The organism is Tahibacter caeni, from assembly GCF_024609805.1.
Lineage (GTDB): Bacteria > Pseudomonadota > Gammaproteobacteria > Xanthomonadales > Rhodanobacteraceae > Tahibacter > Tahibacter caeni.
The window spans coordinates 1-8202 of record NZ_JANFVR010000215.1; the positions used below are offsets into that span (position 1 = coordinate 1).

The 8202-nt window shown below is 70.6% G+C and carries 10 protein-coding genes; 6 read left to right on the plus strand and 4 right to left on the minus strand.

The genetic code is table 11. The annotated features are described in order from the left end of the window. Window positions 1-799 (minus strand): hypothetical protein (locus NON22_RS16420; RefSeq protein WP_257388026.1); only part of this gene is annotated, 799 nt, incomplete at its 3' end. 3 nt (window positions 800-802) lie between these two features. Continuing rightward, entirely contained in the window at window positions 803-2029 is a 1227-nt protein-coding gene (locus tag NON22_RS16425; RefSeq protein ID WP_257388027.1) for a parallel beta-helix domain-containing protein, read from the minus strand. Between the two features lie 254 nt (window positions 2030-2283). Between NON22_RS16425 and NON22_RS16430 the strand changes: the two genes are divergently transcribed. The 3 genes from NON22_RS16430 (at window position 2284) to NON22_RS16440 (ending at window position 4328) form a co-directional block, all read left to right on the plus strand. Beyond that, a complete protein-coding gene (locus NON22_RS16430) occupies window positions 2284-3306 on the plus strand; it encodes an AraC family transcriptional regulator (RefSeq protein ID WP_257388028.1) in 1023 nt (340 codons plus the stop codon). A 147-nt stretch (window positions 3307-3453) separates the two neighbouring features. Further along, window positions 3454-3786, plus strand: coding sequence for a DMT family transporter (locus NON22_RS16435; protein ID WP_257388029.1), 333 nt, complete (start codon window positions 3454-3456; stop codon window positions 3784-3786). Beyond that, on the plus strand, window positions 3783-4328 hold the full coding sequence (locus tag NON22_RS16440) for a hypothetical protein (RefSeq protein ID WP_257388030.1): 546 nt from the start codon (window positions 3783-3785) through the stop codon (window positions 4326-4328). Before NON22_RS16435 ends, NON22_RS16440 begins: the two co-directional genes overlap by 4 nt. Here the strand turns inward: NON22_RS16440 and NON22_RS16445 are convergent. Further along, window positions 4301-4606: a putative quinol monooxygenase gene (locus tag NON22_RS16445; protein WP_257388031.1), complete on the minus strand. Its 306-nt coding sequence runs from the start codon at window positions 4604-4606 to the stop codon at window positions 4301-4303. The two genes, NON22_RS16440 and NON22_RS16445, sit on opposite strands and share 28 nt — an antisense overlap. Window positions 4607-4735: 129 nt before the next feature. Here NON22_RS16445 and NON22_RS16450 point away from each other — a divergent pair, with 129 nt between their 5' ends. Then, window positions 4736-5329, plus strand: coding sequence for a hypothetical protein (locus tag NON22_RS16450; RefSeq protein WP_257388032.1), 594 nt, complete (start codon window positions 4736-4738; stop codon window positions 5327-5329). A 4-nt stretch (window positions 5330-5333) separates the two neighbouring features. Next, entirely contained in the window at window positions 5334-5639 is a 306-nt protein-coding gene (locus tag NON22_RS16455; RefSeq protein ID WP_257388033.1) for an antibiotic biosynthesis monooxygenase, read from the plus strand. Window positions 5640-5729: 90 nt separating this feature from the next. On the opposite strand, the gene NON22_RS16460 is transcribed toward NON22_RS16455, so the two are convergent. After that, window positions 5730-7553 (minus strand): extracellular catalytic domain type 1 short-chain-length polyhydroxyalkanoate depolymerase, encoded by a 1824-nt coding sequence (locus tag NON22_RS16460; RefSeq protein ID WP_257388034.1) that lies wholly within the window; start codon window positions 7551-7553, stop codon window positions 5730-5732. A 357-nt stretch (window positions 7554-7910) separates the two neighbouring features. Here NON22_RS16460 and NON22_RS16465 point away from each other — a divergent pair. Next, on the plus strand, window positions 7911-8202 hold a 292-nt coding region (locus tag NON22_RS16465), incomplete at its 3' end, for a hypothetical protein (RefSeq protein WP_425507993.1).

The window sequence follows — 8202 nt, forward strand, 5'->3', positions numbered from 1 at the left end:
GGTCGGCCGACGTGTCGCGCGCGTCGGCCGCGCGCGGCCGCTGTTCCGCCGGCGGCAGTCCGGCGAGATAGCCGGCGGCCGCCAGCGCCGTCAGCTGGTTGGCGCGGCCGGCCGCGTAGTCGAAATCGCGATTCAGATGTCGCGCCTTGAGGCCGATCGGCTGCAGCCGGCGCGCGAGATTGTCCGTGTTGTGGCAGCTCGCGCACTGGTTCTGGTCGGGCACCTGATAGGCGGCCTCTTCGGTCGCGCCGGCCGCGTCGACGAGCTGCAACGGCACCAGCGCGCCTATGCGCGCGAGCGTCGCGTCGCGCTGGTCGGCGTCCCAGACGTAGGGCAGGGCGATCCAGCCCGCTTCGCGCCGCACGAGCAGGCGCGTCTCGATCAGTCGCGTGCGGCGCAGGTCGATCGCGCCGGCGACGAAGCTGCTGGCCGCCGGGTCGCTGCGCAGCACGCGGTTCTCGCCGCCGCCGTCGGGCAGCGGGAAATAGAAGGTCTTGCTGATGACCGTGCCGACCGGGAAATCGAACGCGTTGTCGGGATCGTATTTCGCGCTGACGCCCGGCGGCATCCAGACCGTGCGCAGCTTGTGCGCGTAGTCGCTGAACAGCGGCGTGTTGAGATCGTACGGCAGCACGCCGTCGTTGAGACTCAGGCGGCGGCCGTCGCTGACGAGCACGCCCCACTCCGACAGCCTGGCCGGCATGCCGTCGGCGAAGAACCGTACCGGCGCCGGCCGCTGTGCGCAGGCGGCCAGCAGCAGGCCGGCCAGCAACGCGAAAATCCGCGCGGTCCTGCGCACCGATCAGCTCCGGCCCAGGTCGATCGCCGGCAGCTTCGGCAGGCTGCAGCGGAACGGGCCGATGTCGGTGTTCGGGTTGTCGTAGCCGTTCGGGCCGTCGGCGTTGATGACGCCGGAAACGTCCTCGAGGCAGATCTGCGGCCCCGCCGCCGGCTGGCCGTCGATCGTGCGCTGCTTGTTGAAGTAGCCGTCCCAGAGCACGTCCGGGAAATGACCGGTCAGGCCCATCGACGCGACTTTCAGCGCCTTGAGGTCCAGGCCGTCGGGCGAATCGCCGCCGCCCTTGAGCCGGTTGCCGTAGATGTAGATACGCTCCGGATACGGATCGAAGCCGTCGGCCATGCTGCTGTCCTTGTAGCCGGTCGAGTAGACGCTGGACACGATGATGTTGGCCGTCGCGTTGTCGGCGATGTCGTTGTCGAAGATCTCGACGTCGTCGTTGGAGTTGATGACCATGCCCGAGCCGGCCGGCACGCTCGCCACGGGCGTGCCCTTGGCGCCGAAGTTGGCCGTGTTGTTCGCGACGATCCTGTTCTTGAACACGCGGATCTGGCCGCCCTGCTGCGACAGCGCCGGCATGTTGAACACGAGGATGCCGCCGGTGTTGCCGGTCGCGACGTTGTCGTAGACGTCGGCGTTGATCGTGTTCTCGATCTCGATGCCGGCGACGTTCGACTCGGCGCGGCTGCGCCGCACGACGACGTCGCGCGACTGGCCTACATAGATACCCGCGTCCGAGGCGGCGATCGCGACGCAGTCCTCGATCAGCACGTTGCTGGTCTTGACCGGATACAGGCCGTAGGCGCCGTTCTTCGTGCTCGGACCGCCGGTCCACTGCACTTTGACGCCGCGTATCGTGATCTGCCTGGACTCGCTGATCTTGAGGCCGTCGCCCTTGGAGTCCTCGATGGTCAGGTTCTCGATCGTGAAATCGTCGCCGTTGACGAGCAGCCCTTCGGCGCCGGCCTTCTGGCCCTTGAAGCTCAGCACGCTCTTGTCCATGCCGGCGCCGCGTATCGTCACGCCGCTCGCGCGCAGGGTCAGGCTGCGGTCGAAGGCGTAGCGGCCGGCAGGAATCTCGATGACGTCGCCGGGCTTGGCGTCGAGCAGCTGCTGCTGCAGCTTGGGCGCGTAGCTCGCGTCGGCGGCGGGCGCCGGCGGGCCGTTCGACGACTCGCCGCAGGCGCCGAGCACGAGGGCGATCGCGAACACGGGTATACATTGACGCATGGCCGACTCCGACGCGGGGAATCCCCGCAGTCTTGTGCGGTCGCCGCATCACAAGCGAGGGCGGCAGCGGCATACTAAGGGGGGAAAAACGGCCAAGCCGCGAAACGTCCCCCGAGCACGCCGGCATCCGGCGTCGATCGTCGGGGGCATCGAGGCCACGCGGGCAGGTTTGCGGGACGAGCGGCAGGCGCATGGAGCCCCGCCGCGGAAACGGCAGAGCACTTTCAGAGAGAGCGATGGCGCGGGCGAGCACGATGATCGAGGATCCGCGGCTGTCCGCGGCGGTATTGCCGACCAACATCCTCTGCACGCTCGTGCAGCTGGCCCAGGAGCGCGGTATCGACGCGGGCGCCTGGTTCGCCGGCTACGCCCTGAGTCCCGGCGACGTCTGCGACCCGAGCGCGCGCGTCTCCTACCGCCAGGCGATCGCGATCGTCCGCCGCGCGCTGGCCGACCTGCCCGACCCGGATCTCGGTCTCGTGCTCGGCCGGCGCCAGGACATCGGCAACTTCGGCCTGCTCGGTCTCGCGATGAAGACCGCGCGCAGCTTCCTCGATGCGATCGGCATCGGCATCGCCCACCAGCGCGCGACCGGCGCGCTGCTCGACCTGCACGTGGAGAGCCTGTCCTCGGGCGAGCTCGCGCTGTTCGCGCGCGCGCCGCTGCACGACGCGGCCGTGCTGCCGTTCCTTTGCGAGGAAATGTTTTCGAGCGTGCTCGCCGTCGCGCGCGAGCTCGTCGGCCCGGCGCTGCGGCCGCTGCGCCTGGAGCTGGCCTATGCGGCGCCGGCGCACGTCGGCGACTACCGCGAGCTGTTCGGCTGCGAGCTGCGCTTCGGCAGTACGCACAACTGCCTGGTCGTCGATGCGCAGGTCCTCGACCTGCCGTTCCCGAACTACAACCCGGTCACCTCGCGCCAGGCGCTCGCTGCGCTGCAGCGCGAGCTGCAGGCCGCGCCGCCCGCGCGCAGCGAGACCGTCGCCGCGGTCGAGCGCCAGCTGCGCCTGCGCCTGAGCCAGAATCCGCGCCTGCTCGACGTGGCCGTCTCGCTGTGCCGCAGCGAGCGGACCCTGCGCCGCCAGCTGGCCGGCGAAGGCGAAAGCTTCACCCTGATCCACGACCGCGTGCGCTGCGAGCGCGCTCTCGAGCTGCTGCGCGACCGCCGCCTCAGCGTGGCCCAGGTCGGCAGCCAGGTCGGCTTCGGCGACGTGCGCGAATTCCGCCGCGCGTTCAAGCGCTGGACCGGCCGCACGCCGACCGAGCTGCGCGAAGCCTAGGCGGCCGGGCAGGCGTGCCCGCCGGGCATCCCGCGTGGCGGCGCGGCGCGACGAGTCGCGCCGTTGCGCACGGCACCGCCGCCGGAGCAAGACTGGCTGCCTGCCGGAGCGGCCCGCACAATGCGCCGGGCTCGCGCGGGAGGCGCTATGAAGAACTGGCTGTTCCTTGCGGTCGCGATCGTTTCCGAGGTCGCGGCGACGTCGGCGCTGAAGGCCAGCGACGGTTTCTCGCGCCTCTGGCCGTCGCTGCTCGTCGTCGCCGGCTACGCGGTCGCGTTCTATTTCCTGTCGCTGACCTTGCGCGCGATCCCGGTCGGCGTGGCCTATGCGGTCTGGTCGGGTCTCGGCATCGTGCTGGTCACGGCCGTGGCCTGGCTGGCCTACGGCCAGAAGCTCGACGCGCCGGCGCTGCTCGGCACGGGCCTCATCGTCGCCGGCGTGCTCGTCATGAACCTGTTCTCGCGCAGCACGGCGCAGTGAGCCGCCGCGCTGGCAGGCTCATCCGGCGCGGGTGTTTTCCCTACGCCAAAATAGTGGGTCTTGCAACGTGGAACTGTAAAAATTTCACGGCAGCTTTTCGTCCGCGCTGTTGCAATCGCTCCGTCGCCCGCATTCGCGGGCCGGCGGCGGGGGCGAACATGCAGCGCGCGAACGGGAAGCTGTTGCCGATACTGCTGCTGGCCGCCGCGGGCGGCGGGGCGGATCGTGCCGAGGCGCAGGCCGCCGCCGCGAGCCTGCGGATCACGCTGGACGCCGACGCCGTGGAGATCGTGCGCGCCTGGCGGCGCAGCCACGGGCTGGATCCACCCGACGCGCAGGCCGACGCGCGCGTCGCCGCGTTGTTGCAGCGCATGAATGGCGTCGCGGCGAACGAACCGGCGTCGCCGGTTCCGCGTCCGGCGCCAGTTCTTTCCGCAGCGCATTCGGCCGGGACAGCAGCTTCCGCCGTGTCCGGCGCCGCGGCGCCGGCATCGGCCGCCGCGGGCCGGCGCGCTCAGCCGTTCGACGACGCCAGGCCGTAGCCGCCGACCGGCCGGGTCTGCATGCCTTCGCCGAAGCTCGCGATCAGCGGCATGGCCTGCTTGATCGCAGCCTGGACGGCCGGCAGGTTCAGCGACGCCTTGTGGCTGGCTTCGTGGGTCCAGACCTCGGTGATCCAGACCGTGTCGGCGTCCTTGGGATCGGTCGCGACTACGTAGCTCAGGCAGCCCGGCATCGCGCCGGTGCAGTCCAGCAGCAGAGCGATCAATGCGTCGCGCTGGCCGGCGACGGCGACGAACTTTCCGATCAGTCCATACATGCGCGCGCTCCACATTGCGAGGGCGGCCATCTTGTCGGCGCCGCGGCCGGCTTTCAACCCGCCGCCTCTTGCGTGATCGTTGCGATTGGCCGACATTGCCGCGGCCGCATTCCGGTCTACGAGGTGATCATGGCTCTTCTGTTGCCTGGCGAACTGGCCTGGTACGTGACCGGCCGCTTCTACGAGCGTGCCGACCACAGCCTGGCCGACTACGGCTACTTCCTGCATCTGGCCGGCATCGAAGCCGACCTGTTCGACGGCAAGCCGTCGGAGCGCACGGCGCATTTCACGTTCGCGGCCGAGCCGTTCACGGCGCGCGGCGTCAGCAACGGCGACCTGAAGCTGGGCCTGGACCCGGCCGGCGATTTCTCGGTCTATCTCCAGCCGGAGCCGGCCGGCGACTTCGACGACCCGCAGAGCTTCGCGCGCGGGCAGCGTATCGCGACGTTCCGCCGCGTCAGTGTCGTCGTCGGCACGACGCTGGAGGCCGGCAAGCCGCACGACACGCATCCGCTGCTGAGCTCCAACGTGTTCTCGGCGCGGCTGCTGATCAGCAATCCGTTCGAGTTCGCCGGCCGCCGCTACGACCTGCGCCACCAGATCGGCAAGGGCGTGACGCAGTTCGGCACGGCCGCGGCGGCTTCGCTGCCGAAGGAACAGACGCCGAAGGACTACGCCTCGGTGGTCGCGTTTTCCGGCTCGGCGCTCGCGCTGATCGGCTGAGCCCGTGGCCGGCTACGTCTACGTCTGGGAGTTTCAGGTCGACGCGGCGCAGCGCGCCGCGTTCGAGCGGTGCTACGGCGCTGACGGCGACTGGGTCGCGCTGTTCCGCCGCGGCGAGGGATATCTCGGCACCTCGCTGCTGCGCGACCGCGACGAGGACGGCAGTTACCTGACGATCGACCGCTGGCGCGACGAGGCTGCCTATCGCGCGTTCCGCGCCGCGTTCGAGGCCGACTACCAGCGCCTCGATGCGGCCTGCGCCGGGCTGACCGTCGCCGAACGCGCGATCGGCGAATACACCGAAGCCTGAGCGCCGCGGCGAGTCGCGGCGCGTTGCCCGAAGCATCCCGCAAACCAGTAGCCGGGCCCGAGCGCCGCGAGCGCCCGGGCCCGGTCGCGCTCAGGGCTGATAGGTGACCGACAGCTTCGCTGTCGCGCCCTTGTCGATCCAGACGTAGTTCGTCGCGGTCTGGTTCGCGCTGAAGCGCAGGCGCAGCTGGGTGCGCCCGGTGCGGTTGATCGCGGCGAGGCCGGCGGCCGAGAACACGGTGCTGCTCTGGCTGCCGCCGCTGAACGCGGCGATCTGGGCGACCGCGCTCGCGCTCGTTGCCGCCGCCCAGTCGCCGGCTTCGATCGTGCAGGCGGCGAGACAGCCGGCCTGCGCGTCGACGAGCAGGCTGTTGCCGGCCGGGCTGGTCCACGGATTGCCCGACGCGCTGCGATATGCGACGGTCACGCTTGCCGCGGTGATCGTCGCGCCGTCGGGGATCGACGACGTGTCGAACGAGAGCACGGCGCGGTTGAAATTGCCGTCGGTGCCGCGACCGATCGCGAGGCCGTAGATCGATTCGAGCGTGCCGACCGCCGCGGCGCCGCCGCTCGCGTTCGCCTTGACGTAGCCGTCGTTCGCGTCCTCGTTGCCGAACTCGGCCGTGACCGGCGTGCCGCCGCCGCCGCCGCCCGTACCGCCGGTCACCGTCACGTCCACGGCCGCCGAGCTGCCGACGTTGCCGGCGAGGTCGTAGGCCTGGGCGAGCAGCACGTGCGCGCCGTTGCTCGCGTTCGTCGCATCCCAGCTGAAGGTGTACGGCGCGCTCGCGTCGCTGCCGAGCAGGCTGCCGTCGAGCAGGAAGTCGACGTGGTCGACGCCGACGTCGTCGCTGGCGGTCGCGGACAGGGTGACGGCGCCGCTGACGATGCTCGCGGCGGCCGGCGCGGTCAGCACGACCGTCGGCGCGACGCCGTCGAGATCGTCGAGGCCCCAGAACCGGCCGATGTAATAGCTCGAGCAGATGTTCACGTCGAGGATGTAGGCGCCGGCCGTGCCGCACTGGGTTTCGCCGCTGCCGGGGTCCACCGGCGTGCCGTGGCCCATGCCGGTGATCGTGTAGGTCTCCACGCGCGGCTGGCCGGATGAGTCTTTGTATACCTTGTGCGGATAGCCGGCGACCGTGTCGGCGACGTCGGCGGTCTGGTCGACGCCGTGCACGTTGGTCCATTGCTGCAGGAGCTCGGTCTGGTTGGCCGGCCGCACGGTGTAGTCGGCGTCGCCGTGCCAGATCGACACGACGGGCCACGGGCCGTTCCAGCTGCTCGCCGCGCGCACCTTGTCGCCCCATTGCGCCGGGGTCAGATCGGTCCCGGGATTCATGCAGGAGAACGCATTCGTCTGGCTGGTCGCGCAGCGGTAGGGCAGGCCCGACAGCACGGCGCCGCCGGCGAACACGTCCGGATAGGTCGCGAGCAGCACGGCGGTCATCGCGCCGCCGGCCGAAAGGCCGGTCGCATAGACGCGGCCGCTCGCGCTCGCATGGTCGGCGATCATGCGGTCGACCATCTGCTTGATCGACAGCGCCTCGCCCTGGCCGCGCGTGGTGTCGCCGGTCTCGAACCAGTTGAAGCAGCTGCTGGAATTGTTCGCGCTCTGCTGCTGCGGCAGCAGCAGCGCGAAATGCCAGCGGTCGGCCAGCAGCTGCCAGCCGGTCTCCGCGTCGTAGCTCGCCGCGCTCTGCGCGCAGCCGTGCAGCGCGACGACGAGCGGCGCGCCGGCCGGCAGGCTCGCCGGCACGTACTTGAACATGCGCAGATTGCCGGGGTTGCTGCCGAAGCCGGTGACCTCGGTCTGGGCGAAGGCCGGCACGGACAGGGCGAGTGCGAGCAGGCCGGCGGACAGCGACAGGCGCGGGCCGCGCAGGCTCGCGCACGAAGACGGGAACGAAGGCATGGCCGAATCCTCAGGGGTGGGAACAAGGCCTGCGCAGTGGGCCACGGCGCGGTACGGGTGCACAGTGTCCGAAGGGGAAAGCTGCAGCGCAGCATGCGACGGTCGCGCAATGCCACGCCGATGTCGTGACCCTGCGACGACGGGCCGGAAACGTCGCCGGCCACGGCGATCGCGCTGCAGCACACGGCGGCGGACGCGGCGCGCTGCCGCCGCGTTGCGAGCACGATGGCCGGCATCGCGTCGCGCCGACGCCGCGCGCATTCGCGCAAACCACGCAACGCGCGCGGACCGCAATGTTTCGGCGGGCGGCTATGATGATCGCCCCTGCCTGCTCGCACAGTCCGGGCGAGACTCATCATGCAGTCGTATATTTCGCTAGATGTAAACGACGACGAGCAGTATTGCTTTGCGCTCGAGCCGCCGCTGGTCGCGCGGGCGTTGATGGTGGAGCAGGCCGACCGCATCGCGCGCGACGGCGGCCTAGCGGGGCGGCCGGCGATGTTCAGCCATCTGTACGTGCCGCTCTGCGCGACGGGCCGCGACCGCGGCCTGCGCGAACCGCTGCTGCCGGCGTTGACCCGCGCCGCGGCGGCCGTGCGCGCGGTCGCGCTCGACGTCCGTTTCGACCGGGTCGCGAGCCTGCGCCTCG